The organism is Bifidobacterium goeldii (genome assembly GCF_003951095.1).
Taxonomy (GTDB): domain Bacteria; phylum Actinomycetota; class Actinomycetes; order Actinomycetales; family Bifidobacteriaceae; genus Bifidobacterium; species Bifidobacterium goeldii.
The window spans coordinates 36568-60215 of record NZ_QXGL01000007.1; the positions used below are offsets into that span (position 1 = coordinate 36568).

The window sequence follows — 23648 nt, forward strand, 5'->3', positions numbered from 1 at the left end:
GCGTTCACTGGAAGTGGGCGCTCAGGGCGTCCAGATCCGCAGTCTGAATGGTGATCTTGCCGTTACCGGTCTTGTAGGGGAACGGCACTGGGTTGCAGCCACCGCGGAAGCCGATGGTCGCCAAGTTGATCGCAACCTCGCACTTCTTGCAGATGATCTTGCCGTCCTTCTCGTAGTAGCCCGCGTCGCCGCAGTTCTCGCACGCGTCGAGGCCGATACCGTATGCGCCACCGTTCTTCTTGATGATGATAAACCGCATCACGGTGCCATCTTTCGCCTTGTATTCAAAACGATGCAAGTGGCCATCCTCGACCTGACTGAACGGAATCGTCGCCACGCCGTCCTTCAGCGAATACGCTTCCGGCGGCGAAAGCGTGACTTCCTGCTGGGTAGCAGCCACGCCAAACGTGAGCGTTGCAGTCACACCGATTGCCGCAACGACGCTCCATGCGGCAGCGGCGATCGCACGACGGCGGAACGCCTTGTGCTTGCGCACGGTCGCCTCGTTCGGGCCGGTCATCGGCATGCGCAATCCGGCGACGATCGACGCGATGGCCGGAATCAGGAACGTGAACGCCTGCGCCATGATCATGCCGCGATTGTTGTTAATCGACCATGCGAGCAACACAAACTCGGTGTGGTTCATCGGGAATCCACGCGCCTGCAAGATCTGCGCAAGGCCGGTCAGATGCTGCACGAACAGGATCGCCATCGTCAACACAACAGCAACCGTGAACGCGAATCGCACCGCGGTCGAACGCATTGTGCGGAAGATTGCGGCGACAATAATCGACATCGCCAGTCCCAGCGCGAAGCCGAGCGCGCGCAGCAGCATCGCCGACGTGAAAATCGGGTCGCCAGGTTCAACCCAGATCGTCAACTGCAAGATCACGTCAGGCAGCGCGTAAAACAGCGTGAGCGCGATGTCGAGCGCGGCGATCGCGTTCGCAACATGCATCCAAATCGCATGCTGCTGCCAGTTCGTGGTGATTTTTCGCGCGCAGATGACGATTACGATCGCGAGCAAGTCAACAACAACCGCGACGCACAGCACCGGATAGTTGATGAACGTGCGCTGGTTGATGACGGCCGACGCTCGCAGGGCAGCGAATATGATCGCCGCGACCGTACCGATGATCAGGCCGCCCAGACGCCAATGCGTGCTCATCGGCTTGTCGCGCCCCTCGCCGACCGTGAGCATCACGCTCAGGCACATCACGAGCAATGCAGGGGCCAACGTCCCCGGCATCACCGCCACGAATTGTTCAAGCATTCGCGTCCTTTCATCGTTTCGCCCAACATCCTAAAAACAGCAAAAGCTCCCCTCATGCGGAAGGGAGCGTTTTGCTATATCGCCACAATGGAATCAACGATACCGCCGGCGTTATTCGGACGTTCGCTGTCGCGAACGCGTTTATTGCTGGCTCGCTATCGCTCACCCTCGCCTAAAAACAACCCACCGGGTTGTTTTTTAACGGCTCGGCCACTCCGTCGTGACCCTGGAGGACAGCCTTCGGCTGGCTGTCCTGGGCGATGCTATCGCATCGCCCGTGAGCGCTACGAACAGTCCACCGGACTGTTCGCTTACGCGCTCACCACTGACGCGGCGTGTAATCCCAGTTGTCGAAGGTGACTTCGATCGGCTCGGTCCAGAAGCGGCCGGTGACGCCGGTTTCCGGGTCAACGTGCAGCATCCAGCCCTTAGCAGCCGGGGACTCGATCGAGAGCTTGAGCTGGTAGGTGCCAGCCTTGTCGAGCTTCACGTTAGCACCGTAGTGCGGGCCGTCGGAGGCGTTCATCTGCATGAAGGTACCGGAGGTAGCCTTGCCGCCTTCAACTTCCTTGCCAGTGGACTTGTCGATGATCGTGTAGTTCACGGTCAGGTCCGGCACGAAGTCGCCCTTACCATAGCCGAGCTTGGTGCCCTCTTCGTTGGCGTGAATGTCAGCTTCAAGGTGGAAGGAAGCGTCCGCAGCCTTGAGGCCAGAGGAAGCCGGTTCCATATCGATCGGCTGGAAGTACACAGCGCCAACGGTCAGCGGACCGCTGTCCTGATCCTGCTCTTCAGCGGTGCCGGACGGGCCAACCGGAACTTCCTCGAAGCCAGCACCGGAATCAGAGCTGGAGTCCGACGAGGTGTCGGACTTGGTGTCGGAGGTGGAAGTGTCCGACTTGGTGTCGTTCGACGCATTGTTAGTCGAACCGCAGGCGGCCAGCGAGACAGCCATCGAACCGGCGAGCAGCACGCCCAGGAGGGCTGCAATCTTCTTGTTCTTCATTTTCTCTTCCTTTGTTTAGGTTGAAATTTTGGGGAAAATCTTAGATTCCTGAATTCTTCAGGTTCTCAGGTCAGACTGCAGCAGTCGTGACGACGGCAGCGGCAGCCGATGCTGCATCGTCGGAGTCGTTATCCGCACCACCAGTCTTGTTGGACTTGCCGGAACCGCCAGCAGCCAGCTCGGCCTTAGCCTTGCGCTGCTTGGCGAAGCCGACCACGAACAGTGCAATCACTGCGATGGCCGCGATCACCTGCGCAACGATGCACTCAACGTACGGGTAGAAGCCGAGCCAGTCGTTCGTTGGCACGCCCTGCAGGTATGTGGCGGGCAGTGCGTCGCCTTCGATCAGCGAGTGCACGCCGCCGCCTGCGAAGACAACCACGAGCACCGACATCAGGATCGACGTGACGAGGAAGAACGGGCCGATCGGAATCTTCACCGACGTGAATCGGATAACGAAGAAGATAATCACCAGCACTACGGCCGCGGCGATACCGCCAACCCACATGCCGTGCGTATCCTGGCTCATCGTGTAGATCGACTGGTAGAAGATCACGGTTTCGGCGCCCTCACGGAACACCGCGAGGAAGCTCAGCATGGCCAGCGAAATCACCGTGCCGAACGCAACGCGATCGCCAGCCTCAACCTGAGCGGACACCGACTTAACGGCCGCCTCAGTCTTGTTGCGAATGTAACGATTCCACGCCTCAACGCTCGACTTGTTAAGCATCCAGTTGCTGGTCCACAGCAGCATGCCCATAGCCACGAGTGCGCACACGCCTTCCATAATCTCCTGCACTGGGCCGGAGCCGCCGAATGCGAGCACGAAGATCACCGCGACCACGCCAGCACCCGCGAGACCCGCGAGCACGCCGAGGTAGATCCACTTGGTGAAGCGCTTGTTGCCGGACTTGACGAGGTACGCGACCACGGCCGCGACCACGAGCAGTGCTTCGAGGCCCTCGCGAATGAGGATCAAGAACGCCTGACCGACCGCGCTGGTGATGAGCTTGGTGAAACCGCCTTCCTTATCAGCTGCACCGCCGTCGAGGATGCCTGCATCCTTGACCAGCATGGCCTTAAGATCGTCGACGAGCTTCTTGGTGCTCTTCAAATCCGCGCCCGTGTTCATCGACTTGCGGCACATCTTGAACTGGTATTCAACCTGCGAAACACGGTCGCCGCTAATCGCATTCATCACGTTCTTCTCGAAGCCGAGCTTCTCGTAGTACTGGTAGTACGCGTTGTTGACGAGCGTGGCGCCCTTCGCGCCGTCGCCCGCCGCGTATGCCTTGTACGCGTTATCGAGGATCGGTGTCATTTCGTTGGCCACGTCGGTCCACGAACGGTTGCCCTTGCCCGGGTTCTTCTTCTTTTTGGCGTCGAGTTCCTTACGCTCCTTGGCAATCTGCGCCTGCAGGTCTTCGGCGTACTTCTTCGGGTTAGCGAGGCTGGTGTTCGCGTCGAGCTGCTGCGCGGTCGCAGTCAGGTCATTGACCAGATCGGCGATCTTCTGCTTGAGCTGATCGTCGTTGCCGCCCGTGTACGAGAGATTCTGGATGTCCTGGAACGCCTGCTGTTGTGCGGCCTGCTTGTCGGAGCTGACCGAGTCGCGCACGACAGCGGTGAAGTTGGACGCGATGTAGATCGTGTTGTACGCGGCCATGAACTTGGACGTGGAGCCGGCCGTGTTACCAGACGTGTATTCCTTGAGGCCGTCCTGCAGCTGCTTATCAATAGCTTTAGCAACAGCTGACCATGTTTCATAATCGACGCTGCTGCTCTCATCAGCGACAGCAACGCGCGCAGCCGGCAGGATCGCAGCGACCGGCGATGATGCAGTCGAAAGTGGCGCGACAGCAATCGCCAGCATGGTCACAAGCGCGGCGACGAACGCGATCACAGCAACCGTTATCTTGGCCGCGATCGTTTTCATTGCCGTGCGTGCGACCGTCAACTGTGCGACGGCACGACTTATGAAGGCACGATTCGACATTACTGAAGCTTCCTCTCAATATGCGCATACAGGCTTTCGCCCATCGCGCACCAACCTACGAGGAAACTTCCAGAAAAAACAGTCTTGATTTTTTTGTGATTTTGCGGTAATGCCACGATTATGGCGGAATATCAACGCTATTTATATCAAAAATGCCCCCTACTTCGTCTCACCATCCGATATCTACCAACGTTGTCCCTACACAACACGCCGACGCACCCTAGACACTTCCCGGGCATACGGCCACTTTGGGCGTCTGAACCGGCTGTATGCCCGGAAACAGTGACCGTATGCCCGGGAACCAACACCGCGCAATGTCCCGCGTACTCCCGGCACGTGTATCAGGCGATGCCGAACGCTGTTTCGACGCGCGCGGCCTCTTCGCGCGTGATCGGCAGTATCGAACCGTGCCGAGCACCGTCAGGCATACGGTAATCATCCAAGCCGGCAAGCGCGAACGAGCCAGCACGCGTCGGATCGTCACCAATCAACGGCATATAGCCGCGCTTGGCGCCCATGTATTCGTCGAGATACAGTACGACGTCGCCGCCCGCGCGCGCGACGGCGCAGGGACCTTCGACACCGTGCAGACTGCTGATCGCTGGCTGATCAATACGTCTAAAAGCACAGGACAGCGGGACAGTCGGGCGCGAATCTGCGCCCGACTCTACATCATCGTCGAACAGCCGATCGGACACGTATACATCGACGATCTTGTCGGTTTCGTTCTTCATGTACAGCACCCAGCGGCCGTCACCGCGACGAGTCAGCTCAGCGTCGATGCATGAATGATCGCGTTCGATCAGCGTGAACATCGGCGAAAAATCGCGGAAATCCTCAGTCCAGCAAGCGTAGATGCGGTTGCGCGCGTAATCGTCATCAGCGCAGGTGCCAGCCCAATACACCAGATAGGCACCGTATTCTGCCACGAACGTGGCTTTGGGCGCCCACACGTTGCCGAGCGGGCAACCGCCGACCACATCGACCAGCTGCGGGCCGTTCCAATGCACAAGATCGTCGGACCGCCAGATCGCAATATCGTGACTGCCGATGATCTGCGCCTGATCCCACGGGGAACGGTCAGGCGAAACATATCGTGGATTCTTGATCTGCAGATCGGTCGCGATAATCACAAATCCGCCTTGCGGCAGGCGAATCAGGAACGGATCGCGCACGCCGCCGTCGCCGATATCCGAACGCAGCACCGGGCGGCCGCCGTTCATCGTCGTCCAATGCAGCGCGTCGCCACTGACGGCGAATCGCACCTGCTGGTCGTCATCCAGGCTTTCGTCGCCGTGGAAGTAGGCGTACAGATACCGTTCGTCATCCATGTCATTCCCCCGCATGATCGTTCACTCGCAACCGTTCGACCGCAATCACCCGGTCGCATGAAAAAGCGCGCGGCGCCCAGAAGGAAGGAAGTAAGAAGGTACCGCGCGCACATATTCTCATTTGTTCCAGCGATCGCCCGGGCGGCAGCTATGCCCGCCGGGCGCTTGTCGCCGTCAGCTTTCGCAACGGCCTTTCGGCCTATTGCCCGTCATTCGTCACTCGTTGACCTTGAAGCCCTGACCATTGCCGTACTCGACCAGCTGCTTCTGCCAAGCTGCGAAGCCCTCCATCATCGTGCCATTGCCGCTGAATGCCTTGCCGACGGTGTCTGCGTAGATGGAGTTGCCGTAAACCTGGAAGGGCAGGAAGGTGAAGGATTCCTTGACGTCCTCAGCTGCCTTAGCGAGTACCTCGTTGGCCTTCTGACCGCCGAAGTAGTCGCTGGTCTTGTCGGTGAAGGAGCTGTCCTCCAGGGTGGCGGTATCCGGCGGGAAGCTGCCGCCTTCGGTGAAGGTCTTGTTACCACCACCGATGCCGACGTATTCGGCGAACTTGTAGGCGGCCTCAGCGTTCTTGGAACCCTTGACGATGGCCAGTGCGCCGCCGCCGTTCTCGGAGTTGACCTCTTCGCCGTTCGGGGTCGGGGTGTTGGCCACGCGATACTTGCCGGCAGCGTCGGCGACGCTGTTCTCCAGGGTGATCGGCATCCAAGCGCCGGTAATCAGCGAAGCGATGTGGCCGTTGTTGAGCGACTTGTACCATTCGTCGGACCAGCCGGCGGTCTTGGTGTCGATAAGGTCCTCGTCGATCATCTTCTGCCAGAATTCAGCGAATGCTTTGACGCCGGAGTCACCGGTGAGGTTAATGGTCACGTTCTCACCATCGACCTTGAAGGGCTGGCCGCCTGCGAGCCAGATCATCGACATTGCGAAGCCGGCGTCACCAGTGTCGGAGGTGATGTAGTAGTCGGAGCCGAGCGCATGAATCTTCTTGGCAGCCTCGTAATACTCGTCCCACGTCTTCGGGGCTTCAGTTACGCCAGCCTTGTCGAAGACATCCTTGTTATAAAACAAGGCCATCGGGCCGGTGCCCATCGGCATGCCGTACATCTTGCCGTCCACCGTTGCACCGGACTGCGCGCCCGCAGTGAACTTGCTGAGCACCTTGTCGCCGCCGTACTGGCTCATATCCTCGAGAGCGCCGGAGTAGGCGAACTGCGGTACGGCGTTGAAGTCGAGCTGCACTAGATCGGGGGCGCCGGAGCCGGCGTTGACCGCGTTGGAAAGCGCTGTGTATTCGTCATTGTTGGTGCCGGCGTTGACGACCTTGACCTTGATGTTCGGGTTTTCCTTTTCAAATCCGGCGACGGTCTTCTCGATCAACGGCTCCCATGCCCACACGGTAATGGTGGTCTTCTCGCTGCCGGAGGACGATCCGCCGTTCGACGCGGTGGTGCTGCCGCACGCGGCAACCGACATCAGCGTCGCGGCCGCGAGTCCGGCCGCCGCAAGCTTCTTCATAAACATACGAACGCTCCTTTGCTTCCGTTCGACCGGGCATCTCCCGGCCCCACGCCTTCCCGTCATGCGACTGCAACCGCATGCCCCCGGCATCGGCCTATCGACTTGAGTTCGACGGCATCGGCAGACGTTGCCGAATCGCCGACGTGCTACTTCGTTGTTTCCAACACCGGTTTTTATTTACCGGTAAACTTACCGGTAAACCAAATAGTATACCGGTACACTACAATTGTCAAATGAGACGATGCACGACGACGTCGAACGCATGGAAATCACTGGAATCACAGCGTTTTCAAACGTTCACGACGATCGGAGAGAGGAGAGACGCATGGCGACGCTACTTGATATCGCGAGAGCGGCCGGCGTATCGAAAATGACCGTATCGAACGCACTGCGCGGCAAATCCAATGTCAGCGAGGCCACGCGCGCGCGAATCATCCAAACTGCGCAACGACTCAACTATCAGACGAATCTCGCTGCGCGAGCGCTCAGCTCCGGGCGCAACGGCATCCTCGAATTCATCATCCAAGATCTCGACTCGCCGTTCTATAGCAAACTCGCCAAAGAGGTTTCGCGCGCCGCTGAGGCGAACGGCATGCAGATGCTTATCCGCCAGTCGCTGTATTCAGCAGAAAGCGAGAAATCAGCGCTCAGCAGCACCAACAGCCTGTTCTGCGATGGCCTTATCCTCGCCACCCCGCAGCTCAGCGGCGCGGAGGCACGCACACTCGCGCAAAGCCGCCCGCTAATCCTTATCGACGACTGCTCGCCCGACCCGCAACTGGCCACTGTAAACACACCAAACTACGAGGGCGCCTATCAAGCGATCGCACACCTGCTGTCAGTGGGTGTCAGGCGGCCGCTACTGCTCGGTGGCACGTTCATTGACGATATCGACGCGATCGCCGCGGATTCCGACTCTGCATCCGCCGCACGCCCGCTGCGTACCGTGTGCGAACTGCGTGTCGCCGGCGCAGCACAGGCCCTGCGAGATCACGGATTCGAGCTGGAGCCGGCGCAGTGCCTGCCTGTCGACTGGACGTATGAGCTAACGCGCACAGTGATTCGCGAAATGGCCGAACGCGCGCACGGCGATTTCCTCTTCGACGGCATCTTCGGCATGTCCGATGTGGCCGCACTCGGCGCAATCCGCGGGCTTGAAGACGCCGGTCTGCAGGTGCCTGACGACGTCAAGATCATCGGCTTCGACGGCGTCACCTACGGCGATATCGCCACACCATCCCTATCCACAATCGACATTGATATGACCGCAATGGCCAATATGATCGTCAGCCGTCTCATGGAACAGCTCAACCGAACCGATACTGCGGATTCTGGCGCGGACTACGACAGCGCACCCCGCAACGGCGATCATAGCGGCGATGGTGGCAACATTGGCGGCACGGTCGGCGTCGGCGGCAGCGGTAACAACGGCGTTCACGGTGGTAACGTCCACAACAACGCCGCCAGCGCAACGCGCACCGCCGCCGCCAACAGTACCGATAGTGCGCCGACCGTCGATGTGGCGCCTTTCACCCTGCGCGCCCGCGAATCCACACTGGGCCGCGCAACCCGCATCCACTAAGTCCTGCCGCGCAACACGCCGACGCACCAACATACCCCCCGGGCACACGGTCGCTATTTCCGGGCATACGGCCACTTTGGGCGTCTGAACCGGCTGTATGCCCGGAAACAGTGACCGTATGCCCGGAAACGGGCGCGGAAAACCTCACGCTTCCAGCACCGTAAGCACCTTGCGCTCGTTGTAGAACGCGAACACAATGCCACCGACGCCGCACAGCACTGCTGCGCACACCGCCGCCGCGCGATAACCCGCGCCAGAGCCGGACGCAGCACCGATCGTGCTTAAGCCCGTGAACAGCAACATCGACAGGCTCTGACCCATTTTCATCGCGAACGTGCGCGCCGCATAGAACATGCCTTGACGATCCTCACCAGTGGTCTTTGAACTTGCATCAGCAATATTCGCCACCACCGCCTGCGGCAGGATGCCGAACACAGCCATCGGCACCGCGCACGCAACCGACAAAATCACACCTTGCACCATCGCCGGCACTGCGCCCAGCACGCCCGAACCAAGCAGCGAAGCGAACACATACGCGCAGGTGAAAATCACAAAACCGACCAACATCAGACGCTTCTTGCCCACGCGTCCGGCCAGTAGGTTCACCGGCAAGTAGAACAGCACGGAAACGCCAGTCATCAGCACAAAATAAATCGTCGTGGTAGTTTCCGGCAGTTTCAACAAGCTCGTCACAAAGAACGGCAATCCAGTCTGAAACATCGTAATCGCCACCCAGTAGACGATGTCAGAGCTGACAAACTTCACAAATTCGCGGTCGCGGAACGTCTGCTTCAACGACGTAAGCGTATCTTCGCTGGTTGGCTTGGAATCGACGTATTCGCGCTCGTTGATGGCGAGTACCGGCACAATCATGCACACGAATGCAAGCGCCGCCAGAATCGTGAACGTGACACGAATGGCGTTCACACGGCCAAGCCCGGGCACGAACGCACCCCAGATCACTGGCGCAACGTAAGCGACCGCGGTGCCGGCGATGAACGTGAACGAAATAGTCGTGGAAATGTTGAGCTGCTGCTTGGAATCGTGACCAAGTTCGGCGATGAGCGCGTTGTACGGCGTGCAGTAGAACGTGAGCGCAATGTAGTAGCCGATGACCGTCACGAACAAAAACGCGGCGTTGAGCCAGCTAGTACCGTTCACTGGGCTCCAGAAGACGAGCACGGTGACAATGGCGAGCGGCAGCGCGGCGAACTGCAGGAACGGGATGCGGCGGCCACGCGGTGATTTGCTGCGGTCGGATAGGCTTGCGACTGCGGGGTCAATAAACGCGTCGAAGAAGCGTGCGAACGCGGTAATACCGCCTACAACGGTGACAATTCCGAGGATTACCAGACCTTGTGGAACGAAGATGGTTTGTCCTTGTGCCACGGTTTCGGCGTCTGGCTGGTAAAAGTACACGAGCCAGTTAGAGATAATGCCACTCAAGAGCGCCCAGCCGAATTGGCCAACTGCGAACGCCCATACTTTGGCGGTGGGAAGGTCTTTCACGCGCGGTTGTACTGGACTAGATTCTGGACCAGATTCTTGCGTTGACACCTCATATTTGCCGGCCATCTTGAACCTCCTCGTTCCGACATATGCCAATGACACCACCGTTGACACTGTGTCACCTTCCCCAGTATACGAGCCCTCTGCATTTGTGTGCATATCCGGCTTACCTACAACGCTAAGGGGGTATCAATATAGTCCGGATATGCACACTTGGACCGAATATGCACACTAACAATAGTCGGATATGCACACTAACAGCCCGACAGACTATCAATCTGACAACCTAGCCTTTCGCACCCCATAAGATAAAGGCATGAGCACACTTGCCGAACGAATGCCGTATACGTTCGATCTACCGAACGCCCTAGGCACGGGCATGATCATCTCTTCATCGAAAGCAATTTCCAGTACCACAGCTGCAGGCATCCGCTCATTCGTCGCTCACTATGAAGCCGCGCTATCTCGATTTCGTCAAGACTCAATCGTCGGTAGCATGAACCGCGCAGCGCACGGCGGGCAGTTTGATTTTCCCGATTGGTGTGCTGGATTGTTTGACCTGTACGATCAACTGGTTACAGCGACTGACGGCGCAATCGACCCGTGTGTTGGGGAAGATCTTATTCGTCTTGGCTACGATGCAAAGCTGACCTTTACTATGCAGCCGGGCGCCGCAAACCAGCTTGGTGCTTTGCATGGGCGCCCCACGTGGCGCAATGACATAACCCGGCAAAGCGAGCATGGCACGACGCTGATCACTCATTGCCCGGTGTATTTGGATTTTGGCGCCTGCGGTAAGGGCTATTGCGTTGATCTCATCGCACAACGATTGCGTGCAGCGAACTATCGTGAATTCGTGATCAACGCAGGCGGCGATCTGCGCATTCACTCAGCCGAGCCGATCACCATCGCACTAGAAGATCCGCGCAATACTGCCAATGCTGTTGGGATTGCGCACATAACAACCGGCGCGTTCTGCGCTTCCGCTCCGAGCCGTCGCCATTGGCAAGACGCGGAAGCACACGAACTTCATCATTTGCTCAACGCCATCGACGGCCGCCCGGTACACGATGTGCACGCCACGTGGGTTTACGCACCGGTCGAAACACTATCGACGGCCAGCACAACCGAAACCAGCCAGCACAACGGCAGCAGCAATATCACCCACTACCCCACAGCAATGGCCGATGGTCTTGCAACCGCACTGTTCGTCGCTCATCCCAATCAACTCGCTGCAGCTTTCCCTGACGGATCGTTCGCATGCGCACTGCTACGTGCCGATAACACAGCAGCAGCGAGCAAGCGCTTCCCCGGGGAATTCTTCACCCACTAATCTTCACTAATCTTCACTAATCTTCACTAATCTTCACGCACACAGTGCAAACAAACGTGAATACACGCGTTCCGACGAACTACGAGCGCGCCTTCCAGGCCACGCCTTCCTGTCGCCAGCCAGCTGCGCCAACCGCTTCGTATTCGCCGTATGACGTGGTGTAAATATGCTCACCGCTGTTCGGATTGTACAAGCGGTACACCGCCACCGGATCGCTGGAAGACACGTACCAAGACGTACCTTCATCGTGCCAACCAAGGGCAACCAGCTGCGCGTGTTCGCCGCCACTCATCGTCCAATTATGGTTGCCGTCGTTCGGATTATATTCGCGGTATACAGGCGTGCCAGACTTACCGACTTTGAACGCGGCACCCTCATCGCGCCAGCCAGCAGCAACCAGCATGACCGCTTCATCATACGAGGCAGTGTAATGATGCAAACCGCTATTCGGGTTGTATACGCGGCAGATCGCCACCGTATTGCCCGAGGAGCCACCACCACAGATTTGCGCATTACCAAAAGCGTTCAAATCCACCGCGCCCGGAATACCATTCACTGCACCTTGGCTGGTGTACTGCCAACCGCGCTCGTTACTACCAAAAGAGTCGAACTGCATAGTGGGACCGTACTGCGCAACCCAGCTGGTTTTCTCGTAAATCATCGACGATTTCAGCGCAGAGTTTAGATAGCTCGTATACGAGTACACACCAAGATTCGTGTACCCAGCGGCCTGCAACTGCGCGTACCACGCGTTGACAATCTCCTCGTAGACTGCCGGCTTAGTGGGATGCGGATGAGCCGCCCACGAATACGCTTCGAGATCGTAATAGATCGGGTACGAAAGGTCGCTAGGCTCCACACCAGCTTCCTTCAATTTCTCAACAACATCCTTGCCTTCGCCAGCACCAAAACGTGCATCATATGCGTATGAATACCAGTAGACGCCAAATGGAATACCCAGTCGCTTGCATTCCTTGATGTTATAAATCGCCTGATTATCGATCGCATTTTCCCAGCCGTAGCCGAGACGGATAATCGCACCCTCAACGCCAGCGCGCTGAGCAGCCTCCCAGTCAATGTTCTGCTGCCATGCGGAAACATCCACAACGCCCTTGGCCTGCTGAGCGAACAGTTTGCCGCTCTTATTGAAGAATGCGGACGTGCCGTTAAACGTACCCCAGTAGGCCCCATATTCGTTGCCTTGCAGTGCAGTGAAGCGCACCACACCGTCAGTTTTGGAAGCTGAGCTAGTAGCTGAACCCGCAGCACTAGCACTTGCACTATCGCCTGTTTCGCTCATCGCGTCGCGCACTTCACCAACAGATACGGGGATAAATGATTCACCATTAGTTTTTGCCAGCGGATCAGGCTGCGTGGTTGCGGTACCAACCAGCGTCGGATCAGTCACGGTTTTGCCAGTGGAAAGTTCTTTGAGTTCACCGTCTTCAGTGAGTGCATAGTCCTCGGAGACAACGGTGGCATCATCAGAAATTTTGCTGCTCACCGAATCTGGAAGATCCTTGGTTGGATTGTCCGGCATTGCTTCAGCTGCATTATCAGCCACCGACTGACTATTCAACGTCAGCGTGATACCACTGTCACTCTGAGCTGCCACAGCATCTAAATTCACATCGGTCAACGCGTGTGCCGGCGCAGCCCCCACCGCGCACAGCAACGCCACTGACACAATCGACGCAACACCAACCGTAAACCTCGACGAAGCCATCTTTTCTCCTCAAACGCAAGCCGGCACCCAGCGTCTTCCGCCAGCATCACACACGCCGACAGCATCCACCCGCATACCAGCGCAATATACAACGAGGAAAGATGGTCGACGCACTTCCTTCAGCCTAATGGCCCGCGGCACAACCACCGCGGGCAGGCGGGCAATACTTGCAGAATGATGACAACTTCGCCAGCAAATTTCGCCGGCGTGCGTTTACTTCGACTGCAGCGGCGGCATCGGCTGCCAATGCTGATCGTGCATGAGCTTGCGCGAATCAAGCCAACCTTTGACCAGTTTCGCCACGCCCGTGCGCACATGTTCACGATCAACTGCCACTAGGCGAATCAGCTCTTTTGCGAACGTGGCAAGCGTGCCGAGACCGAACAGGAACGGACGATAGTCGCCGTGCGCCATGAAGTAGCGGGCCATGTAACCGCGATTGCGCATGATGTGGTAGCGGTTCATGTCCGACGTGGAGTTGAGCTGGCGCAGGCCGGCAATATCCCAGTTACCAATTTCGCGCGTGCGGCGCAATACCACGTCCGGCACAACGATCGGGTTGGTGACTTTGCTGGCGAGGTAGCCGTACATCGTGTCATCCCAGTAGATAAAGAAGCGCGGATCCGGGAAGCCAATTTGATCAACAACGCGACGGCGGAATAGGCCACCTTCGAAGCACAGCGTGTTCATAACGCGGTAGCCAGCGGGACCGAACGCGGCGGGCGCGATCGGGTTCGGGATGCCGAGCGGCACGATGAAATCGTACTGCCAGTAGAACGGGCCACCATCGTAGTCGTAGCGGCTTCCCTGAATGACATCATGCTTGTCAGCCCACTTGGCAAGTTTGTTGAGGCCGTCAGGTTCTACGGCGACATCGTCGTCCATTACCCAGAACCATTCCGCGCCGAGTTCGTACGCTTTTTTCACGCCGGCGGAGAAACCGCCTGCGCCGCCGAGATTGTCGGTTTGTGGCGCGTAGACTACGCGGTTTTCGTTGCCGGAACGATCAGCAACAGTAGTGCCCCACTGCGTAGTGATTGTGCTGCGGAATTCGTCGATCATCGCCTTGGTCTCGTCAGAGTGCTCATTGTCGACGATGACAATGCGCCACGGGGCGATTTCGAGATGCTCAATAGAGTCGAGCAGTACGGTGAGCAGCTGCTGACGCTTGTAGGTCACCACGACGATGGCGAGCTTGTCGAACGGGTTCTTCGCGTGCTTACGCGCGGGTGCGGAGGTTACGGGCGTAGATTCGGCGCGGAGCGGTTCCTGAGGATTCTTCGGCGTTGTAGTCATGCCCTCCATTCTTGCACTGATTATGGAGGAGTGCTTTTGCGGCTTTTTGCCGAGCGTTCACGAGGCTTCAAGCAATCTTTCGCTGCATTTTTTACCGAGCTTTTCGTTGTACTTGTATCACAGCGCGACACACCGCGCGCAAATCCGTTTTGCTTGTCCATGATCCTGTGGTATTCTCTTCGAGTTGTCTGTTAGAGCCTACGGGTGCTAGCAAACGGCAAATGGAGGATTCGCCTAGTGGTCTATGGCGCACGCTTGGAAAGCGTGTTGGTGTAACAGCCTCACGAGTTCGAATCTCGTATCCTCCGCTCTAGAAACCCTTATTTTTCAAAGGGTTTCGCCCGTGCGGGTTGTTTTTAGGGTTATTAGTTGGCTACTTTTTAGTCTATCGGCTTACTGTTATCCCGCTTCCTACCGCTCTTTTCAAGGTATTTTCCCGGCCCGGGCGTGTCGCGGTATGGCGAAAATCGAGGATAGCCCATCCGGTTACGCTCATCGCTAAATCTTCGAATGTCTCTGACTCCAGAAATAACCTCATTCGAGTCGTTCGCCTATCCCCTGCCCGCTGCGAGACCACCTCACGCTCCGACCGGTCCCGCGCATCGGAAAACCGCGGTAATAAACTATTAGTCGCAAAAATGTCACGACAATAAGGAATCGATGTCCCTGACGGGCCATCGATCGCTGCTATCAATATAGTGTGTCTGGATCTCCAAAGGCGGACTGGATGTAAGCCAGGTCAGCAAAGAACACCCAGCTAACGGGCGCACGGCAGTTGAGTCTGAGCGTATATATAGATATATATAAAAGACTTTATTGAATTTCAAATGTCTTAGGAAAACCGACTGTACCGCCCAGTAGAGCAGCTCAAAAGTCCCAAAGAATCCGATTGCACCAGACTCCGGGTATTCCTCTCACGCCTGCGATGAAGCCGTTTCTCCGCTATTTATAGAGCGCGTAATCCGCTGACACTTCTCAACCACAAAGTATTCCTTATATCTATCTGGCTCGCAGATCAGGCCACGGCTGCGGCACCAAGTCTCCGATCGAGACGTCGAGAACCTCGGCCACGGCGATCAGTGTCTTGATGGTGGGGTTCGAAGGAGCTCCGCCCAGACCTTCCAATCGCTGATACTGCACCTTCGACATTCCCGCATCGGACGCGACTCGTTCCTGACTGAACCCACGAGCCCCACGTAACCGACGAAGGGTGAAGCCGAGCTCTTGGGAGTACTTCGCCCAATCGGTAGCGGTGTCATGGTCGGTCATATGTCTAAGCCAACCCCAGAGCTACATTTATGTGACTACATAAATGTAGCTATCGAGCGGTATGCTCAAGGCCATAACGAAACCTCTAGCAGGGGTATTCGCGGAGAAGAAGTGGAGATGCCTCGCGGCGCGGGTATTCCGATGGCCGACGATGATGTCGAAGCTTCTAAGAATGGCATTCCTTAGAAGAAGGGACTGGGGCTATGGCTACGGCTCGTCATGCTCGTCGGAAGATCAAGAAGACACCGGATTATAAGAAGTTGGCTACTGCTGCTGTGACGACGGTGGTGTTGTCTGGCATGGTGGCGCCGAATGCGATGGCCGATGACGTCACCGCGAATACCCAGCCGGCAGACCCCAACCAGAACACCGTCACCAAAGACGCGGTTTCCGAAGCCGAGAAGAACCTGAATGATGCCAAGGCCGATGTGGCTGACAAGCAGGCTGCTCTTGATGAGGCACAGAAGAACGCTCCCACTCAGGAACAGGTTGACGCGGCCAAGCAGAATGTGACCGACAAGCAGGCTGAGGTCGATCAGGCTCAGGGTGAGGTTGATCAGGCGCAGAAGGACAAGGACGCGGCACAGTCCGAATACGATCAGGCTAAGGGTGATGCGTCTGGTGAGTACACGCCTGAGATGGGGCAGGCTGCGGATGAAGTGACCAAGGCTGAGGCGAATAAGGCTGCGGCGGATGCGAAGGTGACTGAAGCGCAGAAGACGGCTGATGACGCTGCTCAGAAGGAAACCGACGCACAGAACAAGGTTGACGCTGCTCAGAAGGATGCGGATGCGGCGGATGCGAATGCTAACGCTGCGAAGAATACCCTGACTGAGGCTCAGAAGAATGCTGCTGATGCCGGGGCCACGGATGAGAAGATTCAGCAGGTGCAGGATACCGTGAATACGGTGACTCCGCAGGTTGAACAGGCGCAGAAGGATGCGGATGCGGCGGACAAGGCTGCTTCCGATGCTACGGCTGAGAAGACTGAGGCGGTGCAGAAGCGGGATGAGGCCAAAGATAAGCTCAATACCCTCAACTCTGAACTGGATGCGCTCAAGACCAAGCGTGATGACCTCCAGAAGCAGCTCGACAATGCCAACTCTGATGCTGAGGGTATTAAGCTCAAGCAGGAACTCGCGGATGCACAGGCCAAGTATGATGCCAAGCAGGCTGAAGTCAACACGGCGGAACAGGCTGTGACCGATGCCAAGAATGCGTTGGACTCTGCGAAGAGTGATGAGGCCGCTAAGAAGGCTGAAGCGCAGAAGGCTGCTGATGATGCGGCTGGAAAGAAGCAGGCTGCGGATACGGCACAGGCGCAGATTGATAAGGGATTGCTTGGATTCATTGAACAGAATGGGTCGGATGCTGCGAAGAATCTGATTAAGTCCGATCCGAAGTTCCAAGAGTGGGTCAACAAGGGACTCGTCAATCCGAAGGATGAAGCGAGCTCGTTCAACCTGTCCAACGTGCGTAAGAGCCTGGCCTACATTGAGTACATCAATACCCTGCGTGCGCAGGAAGGACAGTCCGAGGTTCTCATCTCCGATGTGATCATGATCACTGCGGCGGGCAACAATGAGAACACGTCATACATGCTGAATCAGACCGGCCAGTACGACCACACGTATGACACTCGACAGTGGGGACTGGGTGAAAACATCGTGCGCTCCTACTACAACGATGACAACCCTGCCGACTCCGCCTTCATTCAGGGTTGGTACACCGCTGAGAAGGAGACTTTCAATCAGGCTGCGGCAAACAACCCGGCCATTGAAGCCTGCCGCTATAAGGGTATGAGCTGCCTTACCGACCTCGGACAGAATTCACTCGCCCATGAAGTCGGTCACTATCTCAACATTGTCGAATCCGACGTAACCGCAACCGGCTTCGCCATGGGTATTGACAACTACAACTCCACCGCCAAGGGCTTCGCTACGGGCACTCAGCAGTTCGAGTACAGCAACTACCACAAGAACTTCAACGGCTCCGACAAGCGATACACGGTCGCGGAATTCAAGGCCATGCTCGATGAGTATGAGAACTCACTGAAGAACGCGCCCGCTGAATATGCTGAAGCGAAGGCGAAGGCTGAGGAAGCACAGAAGGCCGCTGAGACTGCTACCACTGAGACTGGGAAGAAGCAGGCTGAGTATAACCAGAAGGTCGGTGAGCGTGATCAGCTGGTCGCTCAGGCGCAGGTGCTGAAGGGTGCTCTTGATTCGGCTCAGGGTGCGTATGATCAGTGGGTCAAGGAGCATGGTGAACCTTCCGAGGGTGATCAGGCTGCAATCGAGAAGCTCCAGACCGAGCTCAATGAGGTGAATATCCAGATCACGCAGAAGAACGGTGAGATTGCGGCTCAGCAGGGCGTGGTCAATGAGCTTGATCAGAAGGTCACTGCGGCTGAGGCGAAGGTCACTGCCACTCAGGCTGCGAAGGTTACCGCTGATCAGACGCTCCAGCAGAAGAGCGATGAACTCAAGGCCGCTAAGGATGAGCTGAAGAAGCTGACCGACCTGCGGGACAAGGTGAATGCTGCACAGTCCGCGTACACTGAGGCTCAAGCCAAGCAGACCGCTGCCGCCAATACCCTGACTGAGGCTAAGAAGGCGCTCCAGACGGCTCAGGGTGACAAGGCCGCTGCGGATAAGGCACTTGGTGAGGCCAAGCAGGGTGCGTCTGATGCCGCGGATGCTCTGAAGACGGCTTCGGACAATCTCAAGGCTCTGGAGGATGCTTCGGGTATTCAGCCTGAACAGCTCGCCCGCATCAGGGTCGCGTATGAGAAGCTCAACGAGCAGGTCAAGAAGCTTACTGAGGCCAAGGCGAAGCTGGAAGCCGCTCAGAAGGCGCTGAAGACCGCTCAGGATACGGTGGCTGCGAATGACGCTGCACTCAAGGCCGTCGAGGATGCTCAGAAGGCGCTCAACGAAGCACAGGCGAACCTCGCGGCTGCTCAGAAGGCGTACGATGAGCTCACCGCTGATAAGGATGCGCCGGTGATTAGTGGAGCGTCCAACACTGAGATTACTCAGGGTGATGCGTTCAACCCGATGAGTGGCGTGAGCGGTCTGGATGCCAAGGACGGTGTAGTCACGGTTACGGTCTCCGGTTCGGTGGATGTCAATACCCCCGGAACCTACACGCTGACTTATACGGCCAAGGATGCTGCTGGAAATGTGGCAACGGTCACTCGCACGGTCACGGTCAAGGCGAAGGCTACTGAACCTGACAAGCCTGCTGACAAGACCGCACCGGTGATTTCTGGTGCTGCGAATGTGGAGATTACGGCTGGGGATGCGTTCGATGCTCTTGCGGGTATTACCGGTACGGATGACACTGATGTCACGGTTCAGGTTACGGTCACTGGTTCGGTGAATGTGAATACCCCCGGAACCTACACCCTGACCTACACGGCTGTCGATAAGGCCGGCAACAAGACCACTGTGACGCGAACGGTTACCATCAAGGCGAAGGAAACCACGCCTGACAAGCCGACTGACGTCACCAAGCCCACCATTACCGGAGCGACTGCCACTGAGATTACTCAGGGTGATGCGTTCAACCCGCTTGCTGGTATTACGGCTTCGGATGATGTGGATGGCGATCTGACCGGCAAGGTCACGGTCTCCGGCACGGTCGATGTGAATACCCCGGGTTCGTACCAGCTCACCTACACGGTTGTTGACGCTGCGGGCAACGCCACCACGGTTACGCGAGTGGTCACCGTCAAGGCTAAGCCCACTAACCCTGACAAGCCCACCACTCCCGACAAGCCTGCGGATACGACTGCTCCGGTGTTTACTGGCGTGGGTGACGTGCAGATCACGGCCGGGGATGCGTTCGACGCCCTCGCGGGTATTACCGCTGCGGATAATACCGATGGTGATGTGACCAAGAACATCAAGGTCACGGGTTCGGTTGACGTGAACACCCCCGGAACCTACACCCTCACCTACACGATCACCGACGCCGCAGGAAATGTAACCACAGCGACACGAGTGGTCATCGTCAAGGCGAAGAACAACAGCGGCAACACTGAGAACAACGGTGGGAACACTGAGAATGGCGGAAACACCAACAATGGCGGTTCCACTACCAACAATGGCAGCAGCTCGGGGAACACTACCAATACCCAGACTCCGAACACCAACACCCTGCCGGGAACCCCGAAGGTCGAAAACGACCCGAGCGATAAGAACGCGGTCATCTATACCTACGGTAAGAAGCTGGCCTCCACTGGTGTGGACGCTACCGCCGCAGTGCTGATCGCCGCCACCCTCTTCGCAGCCGGCGCGGGTATCGAAGTAGTGCGTCGCCGTAAGACCGAGGAACGCTGACAGCGCATAACTGGACAGTAAACCTTCAAGACCCCGGAACATCTCCTTTAAGAGATACGCTCCGGGGTCTTCCCATATGCACGCCCTCATGGTCTAGGACCCGACTATCAGGGTATTCAACCCCGCCAGCGTGAACAACGCAGGTTCCGCTGACATAAGCATGAACAACCAAAACTCCAACACCAACAGCAATCAATCAACACGCCGTAATGGCGCAGACAATAAGCTACCTGGCCCGTGGCTCATCTACAGGATGCGCAGTCCACGCACGTCAGGCCTGCTGCTCACCCCCGATTACATGGAAGCGAAAACCGCATATCAGGCAGGCTGGCGATACGAAGGCATGACTGTCGTTCCCAACCTGCCATAACGGTCAACACGTCAACGATCCATTACAGGCCCGCCCACTCCCGTAATCAAACAGGAGCGAAGCGGGCCTTTCTCATATCTGCTCAAGTATTCATTGGCGTTAGTGCCTCCAAAGTTGGAGTCATCGCATTCCGCGTCAGGAAACGGAACAACCAACACGCCCGACCACCTCACGGGTATTGGTCTGCCGATCGGAACTATTCCGCTCGTTGATCGCAACTATCACACCTTGCATCGCAACTATCACTCAACCCGATAGGAACAACTCACTGTCGCATCGCAACTATTTCCCCAGATGCCCCATGCGCCTGCCAAGATAGCACACCATGTCACGCTGCCATTCCGCGTGAAATCACCGGAACGCAACTATCCGTAGCCGCATCGCAACTATCCGCCGTCTTCGGGCAGAGCCATCCCATGCCCGCAAATGACCGCATATGGCATCCCGCATCCTCACCCATCCATCGGAGCTCGCAAACGTTTGATCGGAATTATGTGCCCGTGGACCCGAACTATTTGCCTGCTTCCTGCCGGTATTGTTACGGGCCTGCTGGTTTTTTCTAAGGCCTGTGCCGTTAGAAAAACTGTATACCGGCCCGTTTCGCCCTGTTTCCCGCCCCGATCGGCGCCGTGTAGCCAATATTTCAAGGTCTCTTCCGGGTATTTACCGCCGGGCGCTGTGACGCTCGTTGAAAGTGCTGGCCGGGTATGTCGTTGTCAGTCCACGGTCTTGAGCCAGTGCAGCAAGTCGTTCAGTTTCAACGCGTCGTTCTCGGTATCATTGTCTCGGTTCAGTACGTGGTTTATGCGCTGGGCTTTCAGTATCGTTTTGTTCAGGCTGCTCCATCCGCGCGTGTATCCCGTCAAGTGTTCGCCCAGTCCGTAATTGGCGATGTCGTCGCGCTTGATGAACAGCGGATTCGATTTGCACGTGCACTCCCGGTTACGACGCAGCATGCCCACGCACGTCAGAAGATCAGCAAAATCGGCTCCCCCGGCGGCATCATACGTCATTTTCTCCCAGCGATCTACATACGCAAGCCCCGGCCGCCACATGCCGACACCGTAGTCGACAGTGTCATAAGCGTACCCGAATTCGCCGTGCACGGGACAGCTCTGGTCTGGTATCACCTCGTTCAGCAGGCTGCTGCGGGTCAGCTCATGCAGCATCCGGTGCCGATATCTATTCAAATGGTCCCGATCCTTTTGCAGGGCGTCGAGCTCCTGTTGGCGACCGTATCGGTCGGTATCGCTCACTTGGAACCATTCCCCACGCCCGTCGGTTTCAGATTCAGCACCATATTTCCGGTAGATGTCACGAATCGCCTCGTCATCCACCCCGGTGTCGTTGCATCCTGTACCGAGGAAAGTGGCATGCACCATGTGAGCCATGAACTGCTCCGCCAGAATGTCAGCCGGTTTCAAAACCCGGCAGTCGTGATGTACCGGGTCCCAGCCCATATCAAATCCCCTCAACCGGGTATCAGCCAGCCATGCCACCAAAGCGTCACAGTCCACGCAGGTATCAGCGGGGAAACGCAACAACCATTGCGCGCGTACGGATAGCAGATTCGTCAGGTCAAGCGCATAATACACTTCAACCCCGGGATAGCGACGCCGCAGCTTACTCAGGGTCGCGTTAACCAGCCGTGCTGTGAGCAGGTTGCGTTCGGCACGTCTCCGGAAGACCTCGGGTCCGTCAGGCGTACTCCATCGGTATGGTATCCGAAACCACGTCAGCGCGTAACCGGGCACGTGCCATCGGCCGCACAGGCATGGCGTGCTATGCAAACGGTCGCAGATGTCCCGGTTCCACCCGTCCGCATACCGCTTTGGCGGAGCCATATGAATGTTGGTCACGTCTATCGGCTCCGGAGCCATCAGCGCCATGAACACAAACCTCCCCGGCCGGGACAATCCGTCCACGCCGATGCGCACATCTTCCATGAACTTCAAACCCCGACAACCACGACAGTGCCCGCACCTGACCTCGATGCCGTTACGCGCCACCCTGTGCAGGCAACGCAACGGGTACGCGCTGTCATACTCCTCATGATCATCGGCTTCACCACTCATGCCGTCTTGACCACCTTGTGTTTTCCTCGTCATCAATCCCGTCCTTGTCATCGTCTCGCGCCCCGCCCATCAGCGAAGGGAAACGGGGCGCCGTCATATTTCCGCCGAAAAACCCGCATCGACACGCCGCCCACGCATTGCGTGCCACCGTTGCGCCACATGCCGGGACATGACGGGAACCCACACCGCGCAGCGTTGCCCGGCCAGCATGTCACGACTCGTTTCCATGCCTGAAATTCCAGGTGAAACCGGAGTTTATCTTTTGACAATCCCGCCAGATTCTTGGGTCGCCCTTGATGACTCTGTCGCGTCGGGGATACCGTTCCGCGATATCCGACACCCGGCACAGGAGCGTGCGCCTCACCCGTACCGCACTGATGGCGTGCGGCTGTTCAGGCCCGATCACCGCGTTACGGGACAGGGTCTTCGCCGACACGTCGAATATCTCGGCGATGTCGGAGGCCTTCATCCACGTCGGCACGCCCGCCGCCGCACGCTTCACTTCGACTGAACTGTGCAGCAGCCACGGGGCGAACGCAACGAACCACAGGGTCACGTTCACGTATCCGCGCGCCGACCGTTGCATCTCCCTGTCGATCGCCGCCATCAGCACGTCCTTGTCCACCGCGTAATGGATCAGGTTGCGTTCCGCTGCCTCCTTCAGCAGCATTCCGTTGCGCATGAACCGGCTCACCGTTTCCACATCGAGGCCCAAATACAGTGCGAGGTTCTTCGTCCGCGCGATCACTTTTTTCATGGTATTATCCGTTCCGAGCGACTGGAGTCCGCACCCTGCGAACTTGTCCGCTCGGTCGGTAATCGCGCGGTATAGGATTCGCGCACAACAAAACACCTGCCGCAACCCTCAAAAAACCGGTGGCCATAAATCCCGTTTATAAGCGGAAGATTTAGGATCGTGGCCATAAATTTTTCATATAACCGCAAAGGGGCGGAAAAGTCGCGCACAACCTTTCGGGAAAACGCGCAACCCTTTCGGGGATTCTCCGCACCC

At 57.4% G+C, this 23648-nt stretch carries 15 protein-coding genes and 1 tRNA gene; 5 read left to right on the forward strand and 11 right to left on the reverse strand.

All coding sequences use genetic code 11. The annotated features are described in order from the left end of the window. Positions 1-4: 4 nt before the first annotated feature. From D2E25_RS09205 to D2E25_RS09225, 5 genes are all read right to left on the reverse strand, one after another. Positions 5-1273 (reverse strand): DUF2318 domain-containing protein, encoded by a 1269-nt coding sequence (locus D2E25_RS09205; RefSeq protein ID WP_125982072.1) that lies wholly within the window; start codon positions 1271-1273, stop codon positions 5-7. 319 nt (positions 1274-1592) lie between these two features. Next, positions 1593-2279 carry an iron transporter gene (locus tag D2E25_RS09210; RefSeq protein ID WP_125982076.1) on the reverse strand — a complete coding sequence of 229 codons (687 nt, stop codon included), beginning with the start codon at positions 2277-2279 and terminating at the stop codon, positions 1593-1595. 70 nt (positions 2280-2349) lie between these two features. Then, positions 2350-4152: an FTR1 family iron permease gene (locus D2E25_RS09215; RefSeq protein WP_420897350.1), complete on the reverse strand. Its 1803-nt coding sequence runs from the start codon at positions 4150-4152 to the stop codon at positions 2350-2352. 464 nt (positions 4153-4616) lie between these two features. After that, positions 4617-5621, reverse strand: a complete 1005-nt coding sequence (locus D2E25_RS09220) for a glycoside hydrolase family 43 protein (protein WP_125982081.1) — start codon at positions 5619-5621, stop codon at positions 4617-4619. Between the two features lie 201 nt (positions 5622-5822). Beyond that, positions 5823-7133, reverse strand: a complete 1311-nt coding sequence (locus D2E25_RS09225; RefSeq protein WP_125982083.1) for an ABC transporter substrate-binding protein — start codon at positions 7131-7133, stop codon at positions 5823-5825. Positions 7134-7455: 322 nt separating this feature from the next. Here D2E25_RS09225 and D2E25_RS09230 point away from each other — a divergent pair, with 322 nt between their 5' ends. Beyond that, the gene (locus D2E25_RS09230; protein WP_164514796.1) at positions 7456-8712 is read left to right on the forward strand and encodes a LacI family DNA-binding transcriptional regulator; all 1257 of its coding nucleotides are present in this window, start codon (positions 7456-7458) and stop codon (positions 8710-8712) included. Positions 8713-8856: 144 nt separating this feature from the next. Here D2E25_RS09230 and D2E25_RS09235 read toward each other — a convergent pair whose 3' ends face one another. Next, positions 8857-10287, reverse strand: coding sequence for an MFS transporter (locus D2E25_RS09235; protein ID WP_125982088.1), 1431 nt, complete (start codon positions 10285-10287; stop codon positions 8857-8859). A 250-nt stretch (positions 10288-10537) separates the two neighbouring features. On the opposite strand from D2E25_RS09235, the gene D2E25_RS09240 reads away from it, so the two are divergent. Then, positions 10538-11554, forward strand: coding sequence for an FAD:protein FMN transferase (locus D2E25_RS09240; protein WP_125982090.1), 1017 nt, complete (start codon positions 10538-10540; stop codon positions 11552-11554). Between the two features lie 79 nt (positions 11555-11633). Here D2E25_RS09240 and D2E25_RS09245 read toward each other — a convergent pair whose 3' ends face one another. Together D2E25_RS09245 and D2E25_RS09250 are read right to left on the reverse strand one after the other, a co-directional pair. Then, complete coding sequence (locus D2E25_RS09245; RefSeq protein ID WP_125982093.1) at positions 11634-13280, reverse strand: glycoside hydrolase family 25 protein; 1647 nt, start codon at positions 13278-13280, stop codon at positions 11634-11636. Positions 13281-13493: 213 nt separating this feature from the next. Continuing rightward, positions 13494-14576, reverse strand: coding sequence for a glycosyltransferase family 2 protein (locus D2E25_RS09250; protein ID WP_125982095.1), 1083 nt, complete (start codon positions 14574-14576; stop codon positions 13494-13496). 223 nt (positions 14577-14799) lie between these two features. Here D2E25_RS09250 and D2E25_RS09255 point away from each other — a divergent pair. Next, a tRNA-Ser gene (locus tag D2E25_RS09255) sits at positions 14800-14884 on the forward strand. Positions 14885-15575: 691 nt separating this feature from the next. Here the strand turns inward: D2E25_RS09255 and D2E25_RS09260 are convergent. Continuing rightward, positions 15576-15845: a helix-turn-helix domain-containing protein gene (locus D2E25_RS09260; protein ID WP_125982098.1), complete on the reverse strand. Its 270-nt coding sequence runs from the start codon at positions 15843-15845 to the stop codon at positions 15576-15578. A gap of 203 nt (positions 15846-16048) precedes the next feature. Here D2E25_RS09260 and D2E25_RS09265 point away from each other — a divergent pair, with 203 nt between their 5' ends. Then, on the forward strand, positions 16049-20191 hold the full coding sequence (locus D2E25_RS09265; RefSeq protein WP_125982101.1) for an immunoglobulin-like domain-containing protein: 4143 nt from the start codon (positions 16049-16051) through the stop codon (positions 20189-20191). 160 nt (positions 20192-20351) lie between these two features. Next, positions 20352-20561, forward strand: a complete 210-nt coding sequence (locus D2E25_RS09270; RefSeq protein ID WP_125982103.1) for a hypothetical protein — start codon at positions 20352-20354, stop codon at positions 20559-20561. Positions 20562-21277: 716 nt separating this feature from the next. Here D2E25_RS09270 and D2E25_RS09275 read toward each other — a convergent pair. Together D2E25_RS09275 and D2E25_RS09280 are read right to left on the reverse strand one after the other, a co-directional pair. Continuing rightward, a complete protein-coding gene (locus tag D2E25_RS09275; RefSeq protein WP_125982105.1) occupies positions 21278-22669 on the reverse strand; it encodes a hypothetical protein in 1392 nt (463 codons plus the stop codon). Between the two features lie 178 nt (positions 22670-22847). After that, a complete protein-coding gene (locus tag D2E25_RS09280) occupies positions 22848-23393 on the reverse strand; it encodes a hypothetical protein (RefSeq protein ID WP_125982107.1) in 546 nt (181 codons plus the stop codon). Positions 23394-23648 lie beyond the last annotated feature (255 nt).

What these genes read in the sequence shown, in the direction of transcription:
- D2E25_RS09220 (WP_125982081.1), bottom strand. Translation starts at nt 5,621, where the DNA reads ATGCGGGGGAATGACATGGATGACGAACGGTATCTGTACGCCTACTTC.
- D2E25_RS09240 (WP_125982090.1), top strand. Translation starts at nt 10,538, where the DNA reads ATGAGCACACTTGCCGAACGAATGCCGTATACGTTCGATCTACCGAAC.
- D2E25_RS09265 (WP_125982101.1), top strand. Translation starts at nt 16,049, where the DNA reads ATGGCTACGGCTCGTCATGCTCGTCGGAAGATCAAGAAGACACCGGAT.
- D2E25_RS09215 (WP_420897350.1), bottom strand. Translation starts at nt 4,152, where the DNA reads ATGCTGGCGATTGCTGTCGCGCCACTTTCGACTGCATCATCGCCGGTC.
- D2E25_RS09270 (WP_125982103.1), top strand. Translation starts at nt 20,352, where the DNA reads ATGAACAACCAAAACTCCAACACCAACAGCAATCAATCAACACGCCGT.
- D2E25_RS09245 (WP_125982093.1), bottom strand. Translation starts at nt 13,280, where the DNA reads ATGGCTTCGTCGAGGTTTACGGTTGGTGTTGCGTCGATTGTGTCAGTG.
- D2E25_RS09275 (WP_125982105.1), bottom strand. Translation starts at nt 22,669, where the DNA reads ATGACGAGGAAAACACAAGGTGGTCAAGACGGCATGAGTGGTGAAGCC.
- D2E25_RS09230 (WP_164514796.1), top strand. Translation starts at nt 7,456, where the DNA reads ATGGCGACGCTACTTGATATCGCGAGAGCGGCCGGCGTATCGAAAATG.
- D2E25_RS09235 (WP_125982088.1), bottom strand. Translation starts at nt 10,287, where the DNA reads ATGGCCGGCAAATATGAGGTGTCAACGCAAGAATCTGGTCCAGAATCT.
- D2E25_RS09225 (WP_125982083.1), bottom strand. Translation starts at nt 7,133, where the DNA reads ATGTTTATGAAGAAGCTTGCGGCGGCCGGACTCGCGGCCGCGACGCTG.
- D2E25_RS09205 (WP_125982072.1), bottom strand. Translation starts at nt 1,273, where the DNA reads ATGCTTGAACAATTCGTGGCGGTGATGCCGGGGACGTTGGCCCCTGCA.
- D2E25_RS09210 (WP_125982076.1), bottom strand. Translation starts at nt 2,279, where the DNA reads ATGAAGAACAAGAAGATTGCAGCCCTCCTGGGCGTGCTGCTCGCCGGT.
- D2E25_RS09250 (WP_125982095.1), bottom strand. Translation starts at nt 14,576, where the DNA reads ATGACTACAACGCCGAAGAATCCTCAGGAACCGCTCCGCGCCGAATCT.
- D2E25_RS09280 (WP_125982107.1), bottom strand. Translation starts at nt 23,393, where the DNA reads ATGAAAAAAGTGATCGCGCGGACGAAGAACCTCGCACTGTATTTGGGC.
- D2E25_RS09260 (WP_125982098.1), bottom strand. Translation starts at nt 15,845, where the DNA reads ATGACCGACCATGACACCGCTACCGATTGGGCGAAGTACTCCCAAGAG.